Here is a 22048-nt window from a genome sequence, read left to right as displayed (position 1 = left end):
GTCGAGCAGGTGCGAAAGCAGGGCATAGTGATCCGGCGGTTGCGTGTGGAAGCGCCGTCGCTCAACGGATAAAAGGTACCCCGGGGATAACAGGCTCATCTTCCCCAAGAGTCCATATCGACGGGAAGGTTTGGCACCTCGATGTCGGCTCATCGCATCCTGGGGCTGAAGCAGGTCCCAAGGGTTGGGCTGTTCGCCCATTAAAGCGGTACGCGAGCTGGGTTTAGAACGTCGTGAGACAGTTCGGTCCCTATCCTCTGCAGCCGGAGGAAACTTGAGGAAGGCTATCCCTAGTACGAGAGGACCGGGATGGACGTAGCTCTCGTGTGCCAGTTGTCCTGCCAAGGGCATGGCTGGTTAGCGACCTACGGTAGAGATAAGCGCTGAAGGCATCTAAGTGCGAAGCTCGTTCCAAGATGAGGTTTCCCACTGGGTCAACCAGGTAAGGCCTGTGAAAGACCATCACGTTGATAGGCCGGAGGTGTACGCATGGCAACATGTTCAGCCGACCGGTACTAATCGGCCGAGGGCTTGGAAGTACGAAGAAGTTTGTGCTCGCTATGGAGTGCTCAAAGAGCAGCGGCCCACATTGGGTACGCGCCTTTGGCATGCGGTTTCGGTGGCGATGGCGAAGGGGTCACACCCGTTCCCATTCCGAACACGGAAGTTAAGCCCTTCTGCGCCGATGGTACTTGGGGATAGATCCCCTGGGAGAGTAGGTCGCCGCCGGATTTCGATCGATCGACCCCCTGCCTTCGGGCCGGGGGTCTTTCGCGTGTCCCGACTCCTCAGAGGGGTTCGGGGGATGGGAGCCCTGCTGAGGGTCGGGGGTACGATCGTCCGATGCCGTCGCCCCGACCGCCCGATCCTCGGCGCCCCCGTCCGGGCCCGGGAGGTTCGCGTCGCCGCCTCGGGTCCGAGGGTGGTGGTGAGCGCGAGGAGGCGCCTCGGACCCGGGGCGCCGACCGAGGCGGTCCGCGGCCGGGTCCGGGTGCTCGGGACCGATCGGACCCGTCGACCGATCGCTCGAGCTGGGGAGGCGTGGCGCGACGGGGTGCCGGGCGCATCTCCGACGATGTACGGGGGGGTAGCGAGCGCGACCGTTCGCCCCGCCCGGGTGACGGTCGGTCCCGCGCTCCCGCCGCACGTGGTCGCGGCCCGGGTGGCGATGGACGAGACGACCGGGGTGACCGGGGCCCCGGCGCGCGCCCCGGTGACCCTCGCCGTTCGGTCGGTCGGCTCGACTCGCAGGGGCGTCCGGTGCGCGACGGCGGTCGGGGGCGGCCGGGGGGCCGCGATGGCCGTGAGCGGTCGCGCCCCGTTGACCGGGGGCCGAGTGACCGTCGGCCCCCTGATCGGGGTGCGCCGGGCCCCGGCGGCCCCCGGCGCAGCGCCCCGGACATGGGCCCACCGCCCCCGCACGAGCCCGAGGTCTGGGTCCGTGAGGATGCGCCGGCGCGCCTAGCTGCGCCGAAGCGACGGCGAGACCGCTCCGTGCCCGTCGATGTCGAGATGCTGGCCTCCGAGCTCCTACGAGCGCTGGGCCCCACCCGCGGGGCGCGGGCGACCGACCGGGTGGTCGAGGCGGCGCGCGCCTTCGCCAACGAGCAGCTCGACGACGCCCGGCGGGTCCTCGGCCCGGTGGCGTCGGACGCCCCGGGCGCGGCGACGGTCCGCGAGCTGTTGGGCCTCACCCTCTACCAGCTGGGACGGTGGCGACCGGCGGTCAAGGAGCTCGAGGCGTTCCGAGAGCTGACCCGCTCGGTCGACCAGAACCCGGTGCTGGCCGACTGCTACCGGGCCCTCGGTCGCCACGCGGACGCGGAGACGCTCTGGGACGAGCTGCGCGAGGCGTCGCCCAGCGCCGAGCTGGTGACCGAGGGGCGCATCGTGGCCGCCGGCTCGCTGGCGGACCGGGGCCGGCTCTCCGACGCCATCCGCCTGCTGGAGTCCGCACCCCGGGGGAAGAAGGCTCGCCCGCACCACCTGCGCAACGCCTACGCCCTGGCCGACCTCCGAGAGCGGGCCGGCGATGTCAGCCGGTCGCGCGAGCTGTTCGCCTGGATCGTCGGCGTCGACGCCGACTTCGCGGACGCTGCGGTGCGCCTGTCGGGCCTGAGCTGACGCACAGGCCGGCCATCCCAGAGCTCACTGTCGCGCCCCCTTGGTAGGGTCCCCCCAGCTCCTCGCGGCGCCTGTCGAGCCAGGTTCGGCTCGGGCGCCGGTCACTTCCCCCGTACCGTGATCCGAGTGACAGAACGAGGTGCCGACGTGAACGTCGTGATCCTGCAGGGGACGTTGTCCCGACCGCCCACCGCCCGCGACCTGCCGTCGGGTGACCAGATGGTGGCCTTCGAGGTCACCACCCGCCCCGCCGAGGGACCGGCCGAGACCGTGCCCGTCTGCTGGCTCGACCCACCCCGTCGGGCCCTGGCCTTCGTGGCGGGGGCTGAGGTCGTCGTCACCGGCCGGGTACGGCGCCGCTTCTTCCGCGCCGGTGGGGCAACGGCGAGCCGCACCGAGGTCGTGGCCGACACCGTGTTGCCGGCTGGGCACTCTGCCCGGGTGGCCACCGCCCTCGGCCGGGCCCGCAACGCCATCGACCCCGATGCGACGGCCTGAACGGGCGGGTGTGACCCGGCCCGCCGAAGCGTCGTACTCTAGACATGTCGGTCCCGACCAGGGGCCACAGAACCCAGGAGACGCCCGGTGGACATCGAAACCCTGCTCGGAGACGAGGCGGAGAGCCTGCTCACCCACGATTCGAAGGGCATCGCGGCCTCTGAGCTGGTGCTGCCCGGGCCGGACTTCGTCGACCGCACCCTCGCCCTGTCCGATCGCAGCCCGCAGGTGCTGCGCAACCTACAGGCCCTCTTCGACCATGGTCGCTTGGGCGGGAGCGGCTACGTGTCGATCCTCCCGGTCGACCAGGGCATCGAGCACTCCGCCGCCGCGTCCTTCGCACCGAACCCCGCGTACATGAACCCGAAGAACATCGTGGAGCTGGCCGCTGAGGGCGGCTGCAACGCGGTGGCCACCACCGTCGGCGTGCTCGGCCAGGTGTCGCGTCGCTACGCCCACAAGATCCCCTTCATCGTGAAGCTCAACCACAACGAGCTGCTGACCTACCCGAACCAGTACGACCAGATCATGTTCGGGTCGCCCGCGCAGGCCTTCGACCTGGGCGCGGCGGGGGTCGGGGCCACGATCTACTTCGGCTCCGAGCACGCCACCCGCCAGATCCAGGAGGTCTCCGAGGCCTTCGCCGAGGCTCACCAGCTCGGGATGTTCACCGTGCTGTGGTGCTACCTGCGCAATCCCGGCTTCAAGGTGGGCGACACCGACTACCACGCGGCGTCGGACCTCACGAGCCAGGCCAACCACATCGGGGTGACGATCCAGGCCGACATCATCAAGCAGAAGCTGCCCGAGAACAACGGTGGCTACAACGCGCTGTCGGGCTACGGAAAGACCGACCCGCTCGTCTACGACGAGCTCACCACCGATCACCCCATCGATCTCACCCGTTGGCAGGTCGCCAACTGCTACATGGGCAACATCGGCCTCATCAACAGCGGTGGTGCGTCCGCGGGGGTCAGCGACACCGCCGAGGCGGTGCGCACCGCCGTGATCAACAAGCGGGCCGGTGGGATCGGCCTCATCAGCGGGCGAAAGGTCTTCCAGCGCCCCACCGCCGAGGGCATCGAGCTCCTCAACACCATCCAGGACGTCTACCTCGACGGTTCCATCACCCTCGCCTGACCGATCAGGACGGGGCGACCGGCGGGATCGCCTGCCCTCACTGGCGGGTACGGCGACTCCAGTCCCGGCCGCGCGGCCAGGACTCGACGACGAGATGATCCGCAGGACTGTCCACATAGGTCAGTGCGCCTCGCGGATGTCGATGGGGAAGAACTCGGCACCCTCGTTCGGTGAGCCCCGGTGCGAGGAGCTGTTGAGCATCACTCGAGGGTGCGCGACGTCGTCACGTGGTCAGGACCGGTCTGAGCGGGCGGTCCACGCCGTCAGGTCGCCAATGGTGTCGATGTCGGTGGGGTCGCCGTCGCAGGCGACCTCGGTGACGAGCTCGGGTCGGGCCCGGATGAGGGCTCGGGCGCCCTCGTCACCCGTCACCGGGAGGCCATCCCAGATCTCGGCGGCCAGGCGGACGGGGTGTCCGCGGCGCCCGGCGTAGGTCGCGACGGCTATCGGCGTCGCCGTCGTCGACGCCACGGCGCGCCAGGCGGTGGGGGAGAGGCCGGGTTGGTCGCCCAGGCCGATCGTCAGCGCGGGGGCATCCTGGCCGCGGCCCCAGGCCACGGCGGCGAGCAGGGACGTGGCCTGCCCGTCGGCCCACCGGGCGTTGACCACCACCTGAACGCCGTCGGGGAGCGGGCCGAGGTCGTCGGGCCGGAGGGCGCCCACGACGACGGCGACGGGCGCGCATCCCGACCGCACCGCAGCGCCGAGGGCCCGGTCCACGACCGTCGATCCATCGGGCAGGCGGGCCAGCAGCTTCGATGTCGGCCCCGCGAACCGGCTCCCCGCCCCGGCGGCGAGGATCACGACAGGCCCCTGCGTCCCCTCGGATCTTCCCTCCCGAACTGGTCGCGGCGGGCGCCCCTGGGGGGACGGGGATCGCGACCAGTTCGCTGCGGAGGAGCCCTCGTCCCGAACTGGTCGCGGCGGGCGCCCCTGGGCAGGCTGTTGCGACCAGTTCGGCGGGGGCGGGGTCACGTCGGGTGCAGGCGGAAGACCCGGATGGTGCGGTCGGTGCGCTCGGCGTAGCGGTCGAAGGCGGGCCAGAGCGCCCGGGCCCGGCCCCACGCCGTGTCGCGCGCCTCACCCTCCAGCATCTCGGCGATGACCGCGACGTCGCGATGGTCGTAGGAGATGGTGGCCTCGGGGGTGGCCAGGAGGTTCCCCGTCCACGCCGGGTGGTGCGTCTGGCCGAAGTTGGAGCCGACCACCACCCAGGTGCCCTCGGGCTCCGGGACGCACATGAGCGGCGTGGTGCGGGCCTGACCGCTGCGGCGCCCGGTGGTGGTGAGCACCAGCCCGGGGAGCAGGGCGCGCGACAACAGGACCCGGCCGCCGGTGAGGCGGTGCAGCAGGCGATCGACGGGAGGCACCACCTTGGGTCCCACCCGGGCGAAGCCGGGGCTGCCGGCGACCTTCTGCACCACACGGCCGTAGGCGCCGTTGACCTTCACGAACGGCATGGGGCCCGTCTCCTCTCGACCCGTGAGCACGCCCTCCCAAGCGTAGGGCGATGCACCGGGCGTCGTCCGCGGGCCGGGATCGCGACGCTGATGCGGTGACGTACGTCTCAGGCGGACCGTGGTTGGGTACCCTGACCCGGCAGTCAACGTCGACGCCGCAGGGGGCACCGTGACCGCCACCGAGACCAGTCCGTCAGACCACGAGCGCTCGGGTCCGGCCCGCCCGGGCCGCGGCGGGAACGGCGACGACGACCTCCAACCGGGGCCCAACGCCGAGCCCGTCGAGCTGGACAGGGTCATCATCCGGGTGGCGGGGGACTCGGGCGACGGCATGCAGCTCACCGGCGATCGCTTCACCAGCGCCAGTGCCATGTTCGGCAACGACCTGGCCACGCTGCCGGACTTCCCGGCCGAGATCCGCGCCCCGGCCGGCACGCTGGCGGGCGTCAGCGCCTTCCAGGTGCAGATCTCGGACCACGAGATCACCACCCCGGGCGACTCGCCGGACGTGCTGGTGGTGATGAACCCCGCCGCCCTGCGCAAGGAGCTCGTCCGCCTCGAGCCGGGCGGCACCCTCATCGTCAACACCGACGCCTTCGACGAGCGCAACCTGACCAAGGCCGGGTACCGCACGGACCCTGTGGGCGACGGCAGCCTCGATGGCTACACCGTCTACGAGGTCCCGATGACCTCGCTCACCAAGGACGCGGTGCAACCCCTCGGCGTGAAGCCCCGCGACGCCGAGCGCTCGAAGAACTTCTTCGCCCTCGGGCTGCTGTCGTGGATGTACACCCGGCCCCTCGAGCCCACCATCGAGTGGCTCGGGACCAAGTTCGGGGCCCAGCCGACGGTGCGCGACGCCAACCTGGCTGCGCTGCAGGCCGGCCACGCCTTCGGCGAGACGGCCGAGCTCTTCGACCACCCGTACCGGGTGAAGCCGGCCACCCTGGCCCCGGGCACCTACACCAACGTCACCGGCAACACCGCCCTCGCGTGGGGCCTCATCGCCGCCAGCCGCCTCTCGGGCCTGCCGATCTTCCTCGGCAGCTACCCGATCACCCCGGCCTCGGACATCCTCCACGAGCTGAGCCGGCACAAGGAGTTCGGCATCCGCACGCTCCAGGCCGAAGATGAGATAGCCGGCATCGGCGCCGCCATCGGTGCTGCCTTCGGCGGCCACCTCGGGGTGACCACCACCAGCGGGCCCGGCCTGGCGCTGAAGGCCGAGGCCCTCGGGCTCGCGGTCAGCCTCGAGCTGCCGTTGCTCGTCATCGACATCCAGCGCGGCGGGCCCTCGACCGGGCTGCCCACCAAGACCGAGGCGTCGGACCTGCTGCAGGCCATGTACGGCCGCCACGGCGAGTCGCCCGTGCCCGTGGTGGCGGCGCGCAGCCCCTCGCACTGCTTCGAGGTTGCCATCGAGGCGGCCCGCATCGCCCTGCGCTACCGCACCCCGGTCATCCTGCTCTCCGACGGCTACCTGGCCAACGGCTCCGAGCCGTGGCGCCTGCCCGACGTCGAGGACCTGCCCGACATCTCCGTCCCCTTCGCGACCGAGCGCAACCACCTGCCGGCCGACGGCGCCGCCCAGTTCTGGCCCTACCAGCGCGACCCCGACACCCTCGCCCGGCCGTGGGCGGTGCCCGGAACGCCGGGGCTCGAGCACCGCATCGGTGGGCTCGAGAAGGAGGACGGCAGCGGCAACATCAGCTACGAGCCGGCCAACCACGAGCACATGGTCGAGCTGCGCGCCGCCCGGGTGGCCGGCATCGCCCGCGACATCCCGGGTGTCACGGTCTCGGGCGACGTCGACGGGGCCGACATCGTGGTCCTGGGCTGGGGCTCCACCTGGGGAGCCATCGACGGCGGGGTCAACCGCTGCCGGTCCCGGGGCATGAAGGTGGCCCAGGCCCACCTCACCCACCTGAACCCGTTCCCCCCCGACCTCGGGCCCCTCCTCGCCCGCCATCCCCGCGTGTTGGTGCCGGAGATGAACCTGGGCCAGCTGTCGCGGCTGATCCGGGCCGAGTTCCTGGTCGACGCTCGCTCGGTCACCAAGGTCCGGGGCGTGCCGTTCACCGCAGCCGAGATCGAGTCCGCCATCATCAAGGAGCTGGGCCGATGAGCTCGCGCTGCGACCGAGACCCCGGAGGTGTGTCGTGACCGACACCCTGCTGCCCAACCCGACCACCACGGCCAAGGACTGGTCGAGCGACCAGGAGCCCCGGTGGTGCCCCGGGTGCGGCGACTACTCGATCCTGAAGGCGGTGCAGATGCTCATGCCGAGCCTGGGCGTGAAGCGCGAGGACACCGTGTTCCTCTCGGGCATCGGCTGCGCCGCTCGGTTCCCGTACTACATGGACACCTACGGGATGCACACGATCCACGGGCGGGCGCCCGCCATCGCGACGGGTCTGGCCATGGCCCGGCCCGACCTCGACGTGTGGGTCGTCACCGGCGACGGCGACGCCCTCTCCATCGGTGGCAACCACCTCATCCACGCCCTGCGCCGCAACATCGACGTCACCATCTTGTTGTTCAACAACCAGATCTACGGGCTCACCAAGGGCCAGTACTCACCGACCAGCGAGAGGGGCAAGGTCACCAAGTCGACCCCGTTCGGCAGCCTCGACCAGCCCTTCAACCCGGTGAGCCTGGCCCTCGGGGCGGAGGCGACGTTCGTGGCCCGGACCCACGACCTCGACCGGGCCCACATGATGGAGACCATCCGCCGGGCCCACGATCACTCCGGCGCCGCGCTGGTCGAGGTGTACCAGAACTGCAACGTGTTCAACGACGGGGCCTTCGGGGCCATCACGGCCAAGGCCAACCGCGAGTCGATGCTCATCCCGCTGCGCCACGGTGAGCCGATCCGCTTCGGGGCCGACGGGGAGCGCGGCGTCGTGCTCGACGGCCAGGACGGCGCCCGCATCGTCGATGTGGCCGAGGTGGGGGCCGACGCCCTGCTCGTCCACGACGAGGCGCGACCCGACCCGGCGCTGGCGTTCCTGCTCAGCCGCTTGGCCACCGGTCCCCACGAGCCCACGCCCATCGGGGTCTTCCGAGCTGTTGTGCAACCCGACTACGGCGCCGAGACCGACCGCCAGCTGGCCGCCGCCCAGGCCGGTACCGCCGCAGACCTCGCCACTCTCCTGCACTCCCGCCCGACCTGGCAGGTCTGACCCCGATCCGCGCTGCGACCGGTCGCCCGAGGGTCGGGGTCGTCCTGGGGCACGATCTGGTCGTGGGCGCCGCCGTTGAGTGCCCCAGTTCGGGGTCGGGAGTCGTCGCGGGCGGCGGGGTTCGCTCAGCAGGCGCGGAACACCGCACCGGTGCGGGGCTTGGGGTGGAAGAAGGTCGTCTTGGGTGGCATCCGCTCACCGGCGTGGGCGTTGGCGTCGATCTGGGCCACCGATGCGGGCCGGAGCAACAACCCGGCCTCGGCCCCGCCGTCGGCGAGGGCCCGCTGCACCAACACGACGTCGTGCTGGTTGCGCAGCGAGGTACCCGCCACCTTTCCCAGGGCGTGGGCCACCCGGGCGCTGTCGAGCGGGGCGATGTCGGGGAAGGCCTCCCGGCGGGGCGAGAGCAGCGTGGCCGTGCCGTCGGGGCGGACGAGGGCGATCGACGCTGCCTCCTCCATCAGGGCGAGGATGCGCCCATCCGCGACCTCGTCGGCGGGCACGGGCGGCTCGAGGATGTCGAACGACGCCTTGCCGAGGGCGACCAGCAGCTCACTGGCGGGCAGGCCGTCGACCAGGCGGTGGATCGGGCGCACGCACAGCTCGTCGTCGGTCAGCTCGACCACCAGGGCCATGACGGCATCGCTGCCCAGCTCGGCGTCGGGTCCGGCGGCGGCCCGCCGTTCGTCGCGGTGCACCAGCGAGGTCTCGTAGCGGTGGTGGCCGTCGGCCACGACCACCGGCTCGGAGCCCACCGCGGCCGAGATGGCGGCCACGCGGTCGGGATCATCGAGACGCCACACCGCGTGGGCCACCCCGTCGTCGTCGGTCCACTCGGCGTCGGGGGCCCCGCGGGGCTCGAGCAGCCCGGTCAGCCCGGACGCCAGTGACAGCATCCAGACGGGCGACAGGTCGGTGCAGGTCGCCCGCAGCAGGTCGAGGCGGTCGGTCTTGGCCTTCGGCGTCGTGTGCTCGTGGGGGAGGATCTGACCCTCGTCAGGCGTGGAGAGCGTGAGCGCGCCGATGACACCGAGCGTGCGGGCCTTGCGACCCTGGCCATCGACGAAGGTCATCCGGTAGACCGTGAACGACGGCTGCTCGTCGGTGACCAGCGTGCCCTCGCTCCGCCAGCCGTCGAAGGTGGCCGCCGCCGCCGTGTAGCGATCGACACCGTCCGCCTCCAGGGGCAGGTCGAAGAGCACTGCGTTGCGCGCCGACCGGGCCACGAGTGCGGTCCGATCGTCGGGGTCGATGACGTCGTAGGGCGGGGCGGTGACGTCACCGAGGTCGAAGCCGGGCGCGTAGCGGATGCCGGGGAACGGGTGAAACGGGGGCACGGGGGTCCATGGTGGCAGGTCTTGTGGTTCGGGCGCGTTGTGCTGGCGCGGCGGGTGGGGTGGCCGGTCGGGGCCCACCGTTCGGTGCTCGCTCTGGCTCCGCTCGCTGGCGCTCGCTGCGCTGCTGCGCTCCGCTGCGGTGGGTCCCGACCGGCTTGCTCTGCCTCCATGGGGATGGGGGGGTAGGGGAGGGCTGGCGCGCCTCGGCTGGTGGGCCGCCTCGGTCGTTGTCCTTCGTTGCGCTGCTGCGCTCCGCAGGCCGTGGGACAGTGGGGGGTGGACGAGAGCGGGGTTGGGCGGGAGCCATGGGGGGTGGACCTCGACGGGGTGATGTGGCTGGGGTCGGCGCCGATCCCGGGCCCAACCGACGCAGTGGCACGGTTGCGGGCCGCGGGCCACCCGGTGGTGTTCGTGACCAACAACTCATCGCTGCCCGTTGCCGTCGTCGAGGCCCAGCTCGCCGCCCAGGGGGTCGAGGCGAAGGGCGCGGTCATGACCTCAGCCGGAGCGGTCGCAACGCTCGTGGGTCCGGGTGAGCGGGTGCTGGTGTGCGGGGGCGAGGGCCTCGTCGAGGCCGTGGCCGGACGGGGCGCGGAGACGGTGGTGAACGCCGGGACCGACCCCGGGCCCGTCGATGCCGTGGTCTGTGGCTTCTGGCGCGCCGTCGACTACGAACGACTGCGGTGGGCGGTCACCTCGGTGCACCGGGGCGCACGGCTCCTGGCCAGCAACGACGACGCAACCTACCCGTCGGCCGAGGGGCTCCTCCCCGGCGGCGGTGCCACCCTGGCCGCGGTCGAGCGCGCCGGCGGGGTCGTCGCCACGGTCGCCGGCAAGCCCCACGCGCCGATGGCGCAGTGGCTGCGCGATGCCTTCGGTCCGAACGGCGTGATGGCCGGTGACCGACCCGACACCGACGGCCGCTTCGCCCGCGCCCTCGGGTGGCGCTTCACCCTCGTGCTCTCGGGGGTCTCGCCGACCGGCGACGGGGCGGACCCGGCCCCCGACGAGATCGCCGCCGACCTGTCCGAGGCGGTCGAACGGGCTCTGGGTCCGCCCCCCTGACCGGTGGCCGATCCGCATGCCTGGTGCAAGCAAAATGCAAACTCTTGCAAGCATGGGGACGGGGGACTACTCTTTCGTCCATGGCTGACAACTCCATGAAGCGGTACCTCGACACCGGGATCGCCTTCACCGCCCTGACCCAGGCCAAAGCCGAGTCGATCGTGAAGGATCTGGTCAGGGCCGGTGAGGTCCAGACCGAGCAGGCGCAGGCGCTCGTGGCCGACCTCGTCGACCGGAGCCGGCAGAACACCGAGCGACTTCTCGAGATGATCCGCGACGAGGTCCGTGACCAGGTCCAGACACTCGGGCTGGTCGGCCAGGCCGAGTTCAACCGGCTTGAGAAGCGGCTCGAGGGCCTCACCGGCATCGACACCGCCACCGCGGTCCGCAAGGTGGCCGGTCGCAAGGCGGCCTCCACCCGCCAGGCCAACGAGGCCGATGAAGCGGCCACCCGCAGCGCCGCGGGCAAGAAGGCGGCCCGGACCCGCCAGGTCAACGAGGCCAAGGAGACCGCCACGCGCAAGGTCGCCGCCCGCAAGGGAGCCGCCACCCGCAAGAAGAACGCTCCCGCCCGGAAGGCGGCTACAACCCGCACGAAGGCTCCGGCCCAGAAGTCCGCGGCCAAGAAGGCTCCGGCCCAGAAGTCCGCGGCCCAGAAGTCCGCGGCCAAGAAGGCTCCGGCCCAGAAGTCCGCGGCCCAGAAGTCTGCGGCGAGGAAGGCTCCGGCCCAGAAGTCCGCGGCGAGGAAGGCTCCGGCCCAGAAGTCCGCCGCGAAGAAGGCCTGACCTCGCCCCGTCGGCGGCTCGATCTCGAGATCGTCCGGCGGGGTCTGCTCCCCGACCGGGAGCGGGCCCGAGCGGCCATCGCCGCCGGTCGCGTCGTCGTCGGCGGAGCGCCGGCGACCAAGGACGGTCGCCTCGTCTCCTCCGGTGAGGCGGTGCACGTGCTGGCGCCGTCGCCCCGCTACGTCGGCCGGGCGGGCGAGAAGCTCCATGCCGCCCTCGACCGCTTCGCCATCGATGTGGCCGGACGGGTCGCGCTGGATGTCGGGGCGTCGACCGGGGGCTTCACCGACTGCCTCCTCCAGCACGGGGCGGCGTCGGTCCTCGCCGTCGACGTCGGGCGCAACCAACTCCACGAGCGGCTGCGGACCGACCCTCGCGTCACCTCCCGGGAGCGCACCGACATCCGTCGGCTCGACGTGCCGTCGTCGATGGCCGTGCCTCCCGACGTGGTCACCGTCGACGTCTCGTTCATCGCCCTGCGCACGGTGCTGCCCGCCGTCCTGTGCCGGTCGGGGTGCGGGGCCGACCTGGTGCTGCTGGTGAAGCCGCAGTTCGAGGCCGACCACGAGGTCGTGAGCCGGGGCCGGGGTGTCGTGCGGGACCCGGAGGTGTGGGCCGCGGTGCTCCAGGGGGTCGATGGCGCGCTGCGGGGGCTGGGAGCCGCGATCATGGGGGCCATGGTCTCGCCCCTCCGTGGTGCCGACGGCAACGTCGAGTTCCTCCTCCACGCCCTCGCGCCGGGACACGGCCGCGCTGGCCTGGGGGTCCTCGACGCCGCCGCCCTCGCGGCCGAGGCCGGGACGAACCGGTGACCGGTCCCGTCGAGGGGCCCCAGACCGTCGCTCTGGTCCGCCACCCCGAGCGCGATCGGGCGGCGGCCATCGAGGCTCAGATCCGGACGTGGCTCGAGGCCCACGGCCACGTCGCGTCCGACACGATCCCGGGGGCCGACCTGGTGGTCAGCATCGGCGGCGACGGCACCATGCTCCGTGCGGTCGACCAGGCCAGCCGCCGGGGCACGCCGGTGCTCGGCATCAACGTGGGCCAGCTCGGCTACCTCACCGAGGTCGACCCCTCGGCCTGGCCCGCGGCCCTCGAGCGCTGGGCACGGGGCGAGGCGCGGGTCGTGGAGCGCATGTTGCTCGCGGTGCGCATCGACCGGACCGGTGCCGACGAGGCCGCGACGGCGCCCGATCCGCCCCCCGACGGCGCGCCCGAGCCCATGGCCGACGGCTCCTACCTGGCGCTCAACGAGGTCGTGGTGGAGAAGACGCCCATCGGTCGCATGGTCCGCCTGGCCGTGGTGCTCGACGGCGCCTTCTTCAACACCTACGCGGCCGACGGCATGATCGTGGCCACCCCCACGGGTTCGACCGCGTACGCCCTCTCGGCGCGGGGGCCGATCGTCGACCCCGAGCACCGGGCCCTCGTGCTCACCCCGGTGGCGCCGCACATGCTCCTCGACCGGGCCCTGGTGCTGACCCCGGCCACCGAGGTGCGCCTGGAGGTGCGCGGCGAGCGGCCGGCCACGGTCGCCATCGACGGGCGCAGCATCGGCGAGCTGCGCGTCGGTGAGGCCCTGGTGGCCACGGCGTCGGCCACCCCCGCCCGCCTCCTCACCTTCGGCGACCGCAACTTCCACAGCATCCTCAAGGCCAAGTTCGGCCTCGAGGACCGGTGAGGCCGTGACCTGCCGCCGACCGGCGCACCGTCGCCGGGGCCTCTGAGTCGTGCTCGTCGAGCTGGCGGTCATCGACCTGGGCGTGATCGACCGGGCCCGCCTGGTGCTGGGCCCGGGGCTGACCGCGCTCACGGGCGAGACCGGCGCGGGCAAGACCATGCTCGTCGAAGCCATCTCGCTGCTGCTCGGCGCCCGCGCCGAGCCCGCGCTCGTGCGCCCTGGCGCCGAGGAGGCCGTCATCGAGGGACGGTTTGCAGTCGACGGCGACGAGGTCGTGCTCACCCGGGTGATCCCCCGCGACGGACGGTCCCGGGCGTACGTCGACGGCCGGATGGCCACCGCCGGGGCCCTGGCTGAGCGGGGCGCGACGCTGGTCGACCTGTTGGGCCAGCACGCCCACCACGCGCTGCTCTCCAGCGCGGCCCAGCGCGCCGCGCTCGACCGGGCGGCCGAGATCGACCTCACCCCGTTGACCCTGGCCCGGGCCGCGGTGGGCGAGATCGACCGGCGCCTCGCCGACCTCGGCGGCGACGCCGGGGCCCGGGCTCGCGAGATCGACCTGCTCCGCTTCCAGTGCGACGAGCTTGACCGCGCCGGGCTGGGAGACGGCGACGAGGACGCCAAGCTCGACGCCGAGGAGGACGCGCTGGCCGACGCCACCGCACACCGCCAGGCCGCGGCGGCCGCCTCCGCCGCGCTGTCCGACGACGGGGGCGGGCGCGACGCCGTGGCCCGAGCCGTCGCCGAGCTGGCCGGGCGCTCGCCCTTCGCGGATCTGGCCGATCGCCTGGGTGACCTCTCCGCCGAGCTCGACGACGTGGCGACCGAGGTGCGCGACGCGGCCGAGCGGGTGATCGACGACCCCGAGCGCCTCGCTCTCGTGCGCGAGCGGCGCCAGCTGCTGGTCGACCTGGTTCGCAAGTACGCCACCGCCCGGCGGAACGGTGAGGGCGGAGGCACGCTGGCGGACGTCATCGCGTATGCCGGTGAGGCCCAGGTCCGCCTCGACGACCTCGAGGCCCACGACGTGCGGGCCTCCGAGCTCGACGCCCAGCGGGCGACGGCCGTCGCCGCCGTGGTGCAGGCTGAAGCCGCGATCGGGGCCGCCCGACGCACCGCGGCGCCCCGCCTGGCCGAGGCGGTCACCGGCCACCTCCGTCGCCTCGCGCTGCCCGGAGCCCGGGTGGAGGTCACCGTCGGTGAGATCGATCCCGGCGATGACGTGGCGATCCTCATGGCGCCCGACCCCGGGTCACCGGCGCGGCCCGTGGCCCGGGCCGCGTCCGGCGGTGAGCTGGCCCGCACCGGCCTGGCGCTGCGCCTCGTGCTCACCGCAGATCAGCCCTGCCTGGTCTTCGACGAGGTCGACGCCGGCATCGGGGGCGAGGCGGCGGTCGCTGTGGGGCGGGCCCTGGCCGACCTGGCGCGCGACCGCCAGGTGCTGGTCGTGACCCACCTGGCCCAGGTGGCCGCCTTCGCCGCATCGCAGGTCGGCGTGACCAAGCGCACCGAGGACGCGACGACCACCTCCGAGGTGGCCGTCATCGAGGGCGAGGCCCGGGTCACCGAGCTCTCCCGCATGCTCTCGGGCACCCCTGACAGCATGCGAGTCCGGGAAGCGGCGGTGGAGCTGCTGGCGGTCGCCGCCGAGGTCCGCGACCGCCGGTGAGCGGCGACGCGGCCAGCCCCGTGGCGCCGCCGACCCGGCCCGGATGCCTGGGCGCTTCGGTCAGTGTGCGCTATGTTGCCCACGCTGGTCGCAGGTCGTGGCCCACAGACCATCGCCGGACGACTCGACGGGGCCCGAACGAGCGGAGTCACTGATGGCCGAGGAGCAGATCGCGGGGCGTCGGGCCAGCGCCTCGAAGCCATCCGTGCCCCCCGGTCCGTCCCCGGCGTGGCCGACCGTGCACGGTATGGCCCGGGTCGATCGTCGCACGAAGGACCTGGCCAAGAGGATCCTGCCGGGGCAGATCGCCGTCATCGACCACGAGGACCTCGACACCGTCGCCACCGAGAGCCTCATCGCCGCGGGGATCACCGCCGTCGTCAACGCGTCGGCGTCGATCTCGGGGCGGTACCCGAACGCCGGCCCGCTCCTGCTCCCCGTCGCTGGCGTGGCGGTCCTAGACGGCGTCGGAAGCCAGATCCTCGCGACCGTCGCCGACGGTGACCTGATCTCCGTCGAGGGCGACCGGGTGCTCCGTGCGGGCGAGGTGGTGGGCCAGGGCGCCCGCCAGGACATCGCCACCTTCGGGGCGGTGCTGGAGACGGCCCGCAGCAGCATGGGCGACGAGCTCCAGCGCTTCGCCGAGAACACGCTGAACTACATCCAGCGAGAGGGCCACCTCCTCATCGACGAACCCGACATCCCGGAGATCCCGGTGGACTTCAAGGGACGTCAGGTGCTGGTCGCGGTCCGGGGAGTGGACTACAAGCAAGATCTCGAGCTGCTCCGCCGGAGCGGGTACCTGAAGGAGCAGCGCCCGCTGCTGGTCGGCGTCGACGGCGGTGCCGACGCCTTCCTGGAGATGCACATGCAGCCCGACGTGATCATCGGCGACATGGACTCGGTCAGCGAGCAGGCCCTCCGCAGTGGTGCGGCTCTGGTGGTGCACGGCTACACCGATGGCCGGGCCCCCGGTGCGGCGCTCCTCGACGAGCTCGGCGTCGACTACGCGGTCTTCGCCTCGGCGGGCACCTCGGAGGACATCGCCATGCTCATGGCCTTCGAGCGGGGCGCGGAGCTGATCGTCGCCGTCGGCACCCACTCCTCGATGGTCGACTTCCTCGACAAAGGTCGGCCGGGGATGGCTTCGACGTTCCTCGTGCGCCTCAAGGTGGGCCCGATCCTCGTCGATGCCAAGGGTGTGAGCCGCCTCTACACCACCCATGTGAGCACTCGCGACCTGCTCCCGCTGGTGCTGGCGGCCATCATCACGATGATCATCATCGGTGCCCTCAGCGAACCGATCCGCACAGTGGTGCGTGGTCTCGCGCTGCCCCTCCGATGACGGCCGTCCGGGACAGCTGGAACGGAGCCCTTCGATGATCAACATCCGCTACCACATCGTGTCGATCACCGCGGTGTTCCTCGCCCTCGGCGTCGGCACCGCTCTCGGCAGCACCTTCCTCGAGGGCAACACGGTGAGTCTCCTCGACCGCAACATCCGTGGTGCCGAGAGCCAGATCTCCGACGCCAGGCAGGAGAACGACCGACTCGACGCCGAGCTCGCAGCGGCGCGCGAGCGCGACGCCGCCTTGATCGAGAGGGCGGGCGAGGCCGTCGACGAGCGGCTGCTCGACCGGCCGGTCCTCGTCGTGTTCGCCCCCGGCACCGACCAGGCGCTGGTCGACGGGGTGCTGCGGCTCGTCACCGAAGCGGGCGCCGACCTGCGCGGCACGTTGGAGCTGCGCGAGCAGATGGCGTTCTCCGGCGAGGCGGACCCGGAGCTGGCCCTGGCCCTCGACGTCGAGGGCGCCGACGCCGAGGAGCTGCGCACCGCCGTCTACGACCAGCTCCGCACGGCGATGGTGGCTGCCGGGGGAGCCCCGCCCGAAGGGGCGGACGGTGAGGGGCCGCCCGACGGGACCGAACCCGGTGCCGAGCCGCCGTCACCCGACCCGCCGGAGGAGGGGACGACGGTCCCGCCGGCGGACCCCGGACCGACCACGGGACCGGCACCGACGACCACGCCCGGCACAACCGCGGGAGAGGCGACCACCGAGCCCGAGGGGGAGGGGGAGGACGCACCCAGGTCGACCGACGAGAACGGTGGCGCCGGGCCGGCCGCCGCCGAGATCCCCGACGGCGACCAGCCCGACGTGATCAGCGCCCTGCTCTCGACGGGTCACGTGCAGATCACCCCCGGGCCCGGTCACGACGTCGGCGAGCCGATCCTCGAGACGACCGGCTACCGGTATGTGTTCGTCTCGGCTCCGGGCGAAGACGTCGCCGCCAACGAGATGTTGAGTGACCTACTTCCGGTGGCGGCGCTCGACGAGGTGGCCCCGGTCGTCGTGGTCGGTGCGACCGTGACCGAGCCCGACGACGACGCGCCGCCGCGCGACGCGGTCGAGCGCATCCGCTCCACCGCCGAGCGCGCGTCGCTCTACAGCACCGTGGACAACGCCGAGACCTTCAGCGGGCTGCTGGCCACCGTGCTCAGCCTCGAGGATCTCGACGAGGGTATCCGTGGCCACTACGGCCAGGCCGACGGAGCCACGGCCGTCCTCCCACCCGGTTCGTGACCGTCACGCCGGACGCCGGCGACCGCACCCTGGCGAGCCGCCCGCCGGGACTGGCCCGCAGCACGGTGACCATGACGCTGCTCACGGCGGTGTCACGGGCCACGGGCCTGGTCCGGGTGGTGGTCGTCGCCGCCGTCATCGGTGACACGTTCCTCGGCAACACCTACCAGAGCACCAACACCATCCCGAACATCATCTTCGAGCTGATGGTCGCGGGGACGTTCCAGGCGGTGCTGATACCGGCCCTGGTGAGGTACGCCGACCGCGGTGAGGACGCCGAGGCCGAGCGGGTCGCCGGTTCGGTGTTCGGCGTCTCCCTCGTCGCCCTGTTCTCGGTGGCGGCGGTGGGGATGGTCCTCTCGCCCCTCATCGCCCGGCTCCTCTTCAGCGGCTCGGACCCATCGGTGCGGGCCGACCAGGTCCGGCTCGGCACCATCTTCCTCCTCATCTTCCTGCCCCAGGTCGGGATGTACGCCGCCGGGATGGTGGCGACCGGCGTGCTCAACGCGCGCGGCCGCTTCGCCGTGCCCGTCATCGCTCCCGTCGTCAACAACGTGATCGTGTGCGTGGCCTACGGGCTCTTCTGGGTCTCTCGCGACGGCGCCGCACCCGACCTGTCGCTCACCCCGCTGCAGATCGCCATCCTCGCCGGTGGGACCACGGCCGGGGTCGTCGGGTTCTGCGCGCTGCCCCTGCTCGCGGTGCACCGTTCGTCGTTCCGTCTCCGACCTCGCGTCGACTGGCGCGACCCGGCGGTGCGACGGATCTTGCGCATGGGCGTGTGGGCCGCGGGGTTCCTCGCCTCGACCCAGCTGTTGATCCTGGTGGAGCTGCTCCTGGCCAACCGGGTCCGGGGCGGCGTCGTGGCCCTGCAGATCGGGTGGACGTTCTTCCTGCTGCCCTACGCCCTGTTCGCCCAGCCGGTGCTCACGGCCCTCTTCCCGGCCATGTCTCGCCAGGTCGCGCTACGCGACGACCGCAGCTTCGCCCGCTCCGTCGAGTCCGGTGCGGAGATGATCTCCCTGTTCGTGATCCCGACCGCCATCGCCCTCGTGGCCGTCGGCCCGGCGATGTGTCGGACCATCCTGTTCGGGGAGATCAGCAGCTCGGGGGTGGCGGACGTGGCCCGGGTCATCGTCGCCTTCGCGCCGGGCGTCATCGGGTACGGGCTCCTGCTGTTCTTCGCCCGTGCCCTGTACGCGCGCGACGACGCTCGCACCCCGACCGTGGTGAACCTGGCGGCCGCCGTCGGGGCCTCGGTGGCCATGGCCGCGACCTTCGGCCTCGTCGACGACCGTTGGCGGGTCCCGGCCCTGGCCGCCTGGCACGCGCTGGCCTACAGCGTCGCCGCGGTCGTGATGGCGGGCATCGTGCGGCGGCGGCTGGCCCCGGACCATCGTCCGGCGTTGCTGCGTCGCCTGCGACCCCAGCTCCTGGCCGTCGTGCCCGTCGCCGTCGTGGGGACGCTGGTGGGCCGGGCCGTGCCCCTGGGCTCGCGTGCCGGCGCCCTGGTCGGCGGGGCCGCCGTCGGCCTCGCCATCTTCGTGGCCTTCGTGGCCATCACCGCCCTGCTCGGCGGCCCCCGGCCGGCGCAGATGGCGAGCGCCCTCCGAGGTGGTGGGGCGACGTGAGCGAGCGCAGCGAGCGAACCAGTCGACGCGGGCCCTCTGACGGCGGAGCCTGCGGAGCCGTCAGCGCTCATTGGTGCCGGGCGACCAGGACCCGACGGACATGACCCACCACGGCATGGTGCACCAATGAACGCGTCCGGCCCGGCGATCGGGCACCCGCCGGCCCGAGGCGCGGACGCCCGGCCGACCGGGCGCGTGCTCGAGCTGCTGGGCCCCTCGGCCGGCGGCATCCGGCGCCACGTGGACGTCCTCGCCCGCCACCTCCCCGAGCACGGGTGGGAGCCCACCGTGGCGGGGCCCCCGGGCGTGATGGACGGCCTGACCACGGCGGCCACCCCGATCAGCGTCGGGCTCCACCCGGCCCGGGCGACATCCGCGCTCCGGGGGATCCGCCGTCTCGCGGGTGACGCCGACGTCGACGTGATCCACGCCCACGGCCTCACCGCCGGGTGGCTCGCCGCCTTGGCCCGCACCGGTCGCCCGGTCGTGGTCACCGTGCACAACGTCGTGCTGAAGGAGTCGGCCGGTCGCGCCGCACCGGTCCTGCATCACCTGCAATCGCTGCTGCCCAACCACGTCGAGCAAGTGATCGCCGTCTCGCCCGCCATCGCGGCACCGATGGGCGCACGGGGGCGACGACCCGTCGAGGTGATCATCCCGGCCAGTCCGCCCCCGCGCGTGGAGCGGACCTCGGAATCGATCCGGGACGAGCTCGGCCTCGGCCCGGGGGACCCTCTCGTGGTCACCGTCGCCCGGCTCCATCCCCAGAAGGCCATCGGTGACCTCCTCACCGCGACCGTCGAGATCCGTGACCGGATCCCGGGCGTGCGCGTGGCGGTCGTGGGCGACGGTCCGCAGCGCGTCGAGCTGGCGGCCGCAGCGCGGACGTCGGGCGTGGCCGATGTGGTGACCTTCGTCGGAGCGCAGTCCGACGGACCGAGCTGGATGGCGGCCGCCGATGTGGTCGCCGTGCCCTCGATCTGGGAGGGGTCACCCCTGGTCGTCGCCGAGGCGCTCCTCCTGGGCCGGCCGCTGGTGGCCACCGATGTGGGTGATGTGGGCGAGGTGGTGCAGGACGGGCGCACCGGTCGCCTGGTGCCGGCCTCGCGACCCTCCCTGCTGGCGGCAGCCATCATCGACGTGCTGGAGGCCCCGGCACGGGCCGAGCGCCTGGGCGAAGCCGGTCGGGCCCTCGCGGTCGGGCGCTACGGTGTCTCCCCGCTCGTGGCCGCGGTGGCCGTCGTCTACGACCGAGTGACCGGGAGAGCACCGACATGACCACCTACCGTCCGAGGTCGAGGCCCCGGACCCGGTTGACGCTGGCCTTCGCCCTGGTCGGCTTGTTCGTCGCCGCGGCGGCCGCCGCCGGCACCGGCCGTTCTGGCGGTGCAGCTGAACCGGAGCCGGACCGTCCCGGACGGGTGTTGGTGGTCAGCATCCCCCGCCTCACGTGGGATCAGGTGATCGACAACCAGCCGGAGCACCTCAAGCGGTTCCTCGAGCAGAGCGCGGTGGGCAACCTGAGCCTGCGCACGATCGGCGCCCGCACCGCGTTGGGCGAGGCCTACCTGACCATGGGGGCGGGCAACCGCGCCGGGGTCCGCGACGAGGACTCGGGGCGGATGCTCGACCCCGAGGACCGCTTCGAGAACGGCACGGCCCGGGATGCCTACATCCGCCGCACCGGGCGCGTCCCCGACGACGCGGCGCTCATCCAGCTCTCCATCCCGGCCATCCAGGCCCTGAACGACCGCTACACCTACGGGGCTGAGCCGGGGGCGCTCGGGAGCACGCTGGCCGACGCCGGCATCGTCGCCGCCCTGGTCGCCAACGCCGATCTGGGGGCCCAGGCCAGCAGCACCATCACGTTCGATCCGGCCGCTCCGACCGGTGAACCTGGTGACGGGGCTGCGACCGAGCAGCAGCCGATCGTCGACCCGCCGGGGTTCTCGGCGGTGATCTCCTCGATCGAGCCGGTGCAGGGCGAGAACCGTCCGGCCGGGCTGGCGCTGATGGACGCCGACGGCGAGGTGGCCGCCGGCACCGTCTCGCGGGACCTGCTGACCCGTGATCCCGCCATGCCGTTCGGTGTCCGCCTCTCCGAGGAGGAGATCCTCGAGGCGGTGGGCACGCACTGGGTGGACGACTCGGTCGCTCTCGTCGAGCTGAGCGACCTCGAGCGGGCCGACCTCTACCGCAGCCGCGCCGCCGACGAGCAGGCCGACGTCCTGGTCAACGACGCCCTGGAGCGCACCGATGCCCTCTTCGGGGCGCTGCTCGACCAGGTCTCCCCCGACGACCTCGTCATCGTGGTCTCGCCGGCGGCGCCGCGCGTGGGCGAGACGCTGACCCCCCTCGCCATCCGCGGCGAGGGGTTCTCCTCGGGCACCCTCAGCAGCGGGACGACCCGACGCGGCGGGTACGTCACCCTGCCCGACGTGGCGCCGACGATCCTCGAGCAGCTCCAGGTCGACCAGCCCGAGGCCATGACCGGCGCGCCGATGGCGGCGACCAACGACGGGGACCGGTCGAGCGCCCGCTACCTCGACTTCGTGGAGCGGAACGAGGCCACCCGGTTCCGCGACCGCATCAGCGGGCCCATCACCGTGCTGCTCGTGGTCATCCAGGTGCTGCTCTACGGCCTGGCGCTGGTCGCGTTGCGGCGCGGCTCGCCGTTGCTCCGGCGCGTCGCGGCGCTCGGGAGCCTGCTCACCATGTCGATCCCGGTGGTCACCTTCGCCCTCGGCCTGGTCCGCGTGGACCGCCTCGGCTTCGCGCCCTACCTGCTCCTCATGTTCCTGGGTGCGGCGGGGCTGGCGGCCACGGCCCGGTTGTTCGGATGGGGCGACGACCCCCGGCGCGCGGCCATGCGCGTGGCCATGGTGCCGGTGGCC

Annotated in this window: 18 protein-coding genes and 2 rRNA genes; 17 read left to right on the top strand and 3 right to left on the bottom strand. The window is 72.7% G+C overall.

Annotated elements, in window-relative coordinates; translation table 11 throughout:
- From VNL12_RS17460 to VNL12_RS17440, 5 genes are all read left to right on the top strand, one after another.
- Positions 1–540 (top strand): 23S ribosomal RNA (locus VNL12_RS17460); the annotation flags it as partial.
- A 75-nt stretch (positions 541–615) separates the two neighbouring features.
- A 5S ribosomal RNA gene (rrf, locus tag VNL12_RS17455) occupies positions 616–732 on the top strand.
- A 762-nt stretch (positions 733–1494) separates the two neighbouring features.
- Complete coding sequence (locus tag VNL12_RS17450) at positions 1495–2124, top strand: tetratricopeptide repeat protein (protein ID WP_325596222.1); 630 nt, start codon at positions 1495–1497, stop codon at positions 2122–2124.
- Positions 2125–2250: 126 nt separating this feature from the next.
- The gene (locus VNL12_RS17445) at positions 2251–2622 is read left to right on the top strand and encodes a hypothetical protein (RefSeq protein ID WP_325596221.1); all 372 of its coding nucleotides are present in this window, start codon (positions 2251–2253) and stop codon (positions 2620–2622) included.
- An 87-nt stretch (positions 2623–2709) separates the two neighbouring features.
- A complete protein-coding gene (locus VNL12_RS17440; RefSeq protein WP_325596220.1) occupies positions 2710–3762 on the top strand; it encodes a class I fructose-bisphosphate aldolase in 1053 nt (350 codons plus the stop codon).
- Positions 3763–3993: 231 nt separating this feature from the next.
- On the opposite strand, the gene VNL12_RS17435 is transcribed toward VNL12_RS17440, so the two are convergent.
- Positions 3994–4566, bottom strand: coding sequence for a nucleotidyltransferase family protein (locus VNL12_RS17435; RefSeq protein WP_325596219.1), 573 nt, complete (start codon positions 4564–4566; stop codon positions 3994–3996).
- A 167-nt stretch (positions 4567–4733) separates the two neighbouring features.
- Positions 4734–5222: a nitroreductase family deazaflavin-dependent oxidoreductase gene (locus VNL12_RS17430; RefSeq protein WP_325596218.1), complete on the bottom strand. Its 489-nt coding sequence runs from the start codon at positions 5220–5222 to the stop codon at positions 4734–4736.
- 169 nt (positions 5223–5391) lie between these two features.
- On the opposite strand from VNL12_RS17430, the gene VNL12_RS17425 reads away from it, so the two are divergent.
- Complete coding sequence (locus VNL12_RS17425; protein WP_325596217.1) at positions 5392–7347, top strand: 2-oxoacid:acceptor oxidoreductase subunit alpha; 1956 nt, start codon at positions 5392–5394, stop codon at positions 7345–7347.
- Between the two features lie 34 nt (positions 7348–7381).
- Positions 7382–8404, top strand: a complete 1023-nt coding sequence (locus tag VNL12_RS17420) for a 2-oxoacid:ferredoxin oxidoreductase subunit beta (RefSeq protein ID WP_325596216.1) — start codon at positions 7382–7384, stop codon at positions 8402–8404.
- A 125-nt stretch (positions 8405–8529) separates the two neighbouring features.
- On the opposite strand, the gene VNL12_RS17415 is transcribed toward VNL12_RS17420, so the two are convergent.
- Complete coding sequence (locus VNL12_RS17415) at positions 8530–9741, bottom strand: DUF1015 domain-containing protein (RefSeq protein ID WP_325596215.1); 1212 nt, start codon at positions 9739–9741, stop codon at positions 8530–8532.
- A 312-nt stretch (positions 9742–10053) separates the two neighbouring features.
- On the opposite strand from VNL12_RS17415, the gene VNL12_RS17410 reads away from it, so the two are divergent.
- From VNL12_RS17410 to VNL12_RS17365, 10 genes are all read left to right on the top strand, one after another.
- Positions 10054–10806, top strand: coding sequence for an HAD-IIA family hydrolase (locus VNL12_RS17410; RefSeq protein ID WP_325596214.1), 753 nt, complete (start codon positions 10054–10056; stop codon positions 10804–10806).
- Positions 10807–10886: 80 nt separating this feature from the next.
- Complete coding sequence (locus VNL12_RS17405; protein WP_325596213.1) at positions 10887–11591, top strand: hypothetical protein; 705 nt, start codon at positions 10887–10889, stop codon at positions 11589–11591.
- On the top strand, positions 11588–12403 hold the full coding sequence (locus VNL12_RS17400; RefSeq protein WP_325596223.1) for a TlyA family RNA methyltransferase: 816 nt from the start codon (positions 11588–11590) through the stop codon (positions 12401–12403). Before VNL12_RS17405 ends, VNL12_RS17400 begins: the two co-directional genes overlap by 4 nt.
- Entirely contained in the window at positions 12400–13272 is an 873-nt protein-coding gene (locus VNL12_RS17395; RefSeq protein ID WP_325596212.1) for an NAD(+)/NADH kinase, read from the top strand. The genes VNL12_RS17400 and VNL12_RS17395 overlap by 4 nt, the downstream gene beginning before the upstream one ends.
- Positions 13273–13321: 49 nt before the next feature.
- A complete protein-coding gene (locus tag VNL12_RS17390) occupies positions 13322–14941 on the top strand; it encodes a DNA repair protein RecN (RefSeq protein ID WP_325596211.1) in 1620 nt (539 codons plus the stop codon).
- A 247-nt stretch (positions 14942–15188) separates the two neighbouring features.
- On the top strand, positions 15189–16286 hold the full coding sequence (gene steA / locus VNL12_RS17385) for a putative cytokinetic ring protein SteA (protein ID WP_325596210.1): 1098 nt from the start codon (positions 15189–15191) through the stop codon (positions 16284–16286).
- A gap of 34 nt (positions 16287–16320) precedes the next feature.
- Entirely contained in the window at positions 16321–17523 is a 1203-nt protein-coding gene (locus VNL12_RS17380; RefSeq protein ID WP_325596209.1) for a copper transporter, read from the top strand.
- Positions 17520–19154, top strand: coding sequence for a murein biosynthesis integral membrane protein MurJ (gene murJ, locus VNL12_RS17375; RefSeq protein WP_325596208.1), 1635 nt, complete (start codon positions 17520–17522; stop codon positions 19152–19154). The genes VNL12_RS17380 and murJ overlap by 4 nt, the downstream gene beginning before the upstream one ends.
- Before the next feature lie 126 nt (positions 19155–19280).
- Complete coding sequence (locus VNL12_RS17370; protein WP_325596207.1) at positions 19281–20432, top strand: glycosyltransferase family 4 protein; 1152 nt, start codon at positions 19281–19283, stop codon at positions 20430–20432.
- The coding region (locus VNL12_RS17365) for a hypothetical protein (protein WP_325596206.1) at positions 20429–22048 on the top strand (1620 nt) is incomplete at its 3' end. The genes VNL12_RS17370 and VNL12_RS17365, both read left to right, overlap by 4 nt.

It is taken from the genome of Iamia sp. (assembly GCF_035575815.1).
In the GTDB taxonomy this organism is placed as follows: Bacteria; Actinomycetota; Acidimicrobiia; order Acidimicrobiales; family Iamiaceae; genus Iamia.
Note: the sequence above shows the minus strand (reverse complement) of the source record. Positions and strands in the feature narration are given on the sequence as shown.

Excerpts from the sequence above, each read along its gene's own strand:
- VNL12_RS17405 (WP_325596213.1), top strand. The coding sequence starts at position 10,887 with ATGGCTGACAACTCCATGAAGCGGTACCTCGACACCGGGATCGCCTTC.
- VNL12_RS17430 (WP_325596218.1), bottom strand. The coding sequence starts at position 5,222 with ATGCCGTTCGTGAAGGTCAACGGCGCCTACGGCCGTGTGGTGCAGAAG.
- VNL12_RS17370 (WP_325596207.1), top strand. The coding sequence starts at position 19,281 with ATGAACGCGTCCGGCCCGGCGATCGGGCACCCGCCGGCCCGAGGCGCG.
- steA (WP_325596210.1), top strand. The coding sequence starts at position 15,189 with ATGGCCCGGGTCGATCGTCGCACGAAGGACCTGGCCAAGAGGATCCTG.
- VNL12_RS17380 (WP_325596209.1), top strand. The coding sequence starts at position 16,321 with ATGATCAACATCCGCTACCACATCGTGTCGATCACCGCGGTGTTCCTC.